The 1,224-nt window shown below is 36.4% G+C and carries 1 pseudogene; it reads right to left on the reverse strand.

Annotation, left to right across the window (positions count from 1 at the left end):
- A pseudogene (locus HMPREF0027_RS11195) lies at positions 1 to 867 on the reverse strand (ABC transporter substrate-binding protein); the annotation flags it as partial.
- Between the last annotated feature and the right edge of the window lie 357 nt (positions 868 to 1,224).

The following is a 1,224-nucleotide window of genomic DNA, read 5'->3' on the forward strand; positions in this document are numbered from 1 at the left end:
CCCCAAATTAAAAGTAATATAGCCGATATTCAGCCCTGATTTTTCCAATACCAAATTAGTATCCGCTTTCATCTGAGCAATATCAGCCGGATTCGGATAAGGTATTGCCTGACATTCATTTTTCTGCAATTTAGCATAACAAACCGTAGCATCAGGCGTAACACTAAACACCAATCGGTCTAATTTCGCTCTACCCTGCCAATAATCATCAAATGCTTTAAAACGTACATAAGCGTCTTTTTGCAAACCAGCAAACTCAAACGGCTCGGTACCAATCGGTGCAGTATCCACTTTTTCCAGCGTACCGGCTTTTAACATTTGATCCGCATATTCCGAAGAGAATATTGAAGCGAAATCCATCGCGAGATTAGCTAAAAACGGAGCGTTTGGTACTTTTAGGTGAAATTTCACCACATAAGTATCCACTTTCTCGACTTTTTCAATGATATTCGGCATATCCATACCTTAGTTGCCACCCGATACATTGTGGAAATAGTTATATTTATTTAACTGACGATTAAACACGAATAGCACGTCATCAGCATTGAAATTGCGAGATGGCGTAAATTCTTTATTCTTATGAAATTTCACCCCTTTACGTAAATAAAAGGTATAGATTTTACCATCCGCAGAAATATCCCATTTTTCAGCTAATGACGGAATAAGATTTATCGTCCCCAGTTCAAAATCAATCAGACGATTATATAGTGCTTGTGCCACATCTAATGTCGCACCGTCTGTGCCGATTTGCGGGTTTAAAAAAGTAGGCGAAGATTCAATACAATAAGTAAATGTTTTAGGTGCAGCGAGTGCCGAATTAGAGAAAAGTAACAACGCAAGTGCTGATAAAGAGAAAAATTTTTGCATGAAATACCCTGATGTTGTGCTATAAATTATTTTTTGAATAATTTACATATTATCAGCCCTATTTCATATTGCAACGTGCAACAGTAAGGTAATTAGAAAAAGCAACTGCAATCTCTCACTGATCCTTATCAAAGATGATGACTAAATTTATTATTTCACTCTGACAAGCGGTTAAATTTGTCGAATTTTTGTAAGCTTCACATCACCTGATTTTATCTGGATAACTCATAAGAGTATTTATAAAGAATAAAAGGAAGTAGGAAAGAATAAAGAAGAAATGTAAGGAAACCCGAAGTAGCAAAGCCCCATGGGCAGATAAACCGTAAAATACAAAAAAGCAAAAACCCCGTGGTTATT

Source organism: Actinobacillus ureae ATCC 25976 (assembly GCF_000188255.1).
Lineage (GTDB): Bacteria > Pseudomonadota > Gammaproteobacteria > Enterobacterales > Pasteurellaceae > Actinobacillus > Actinobacillus ureae.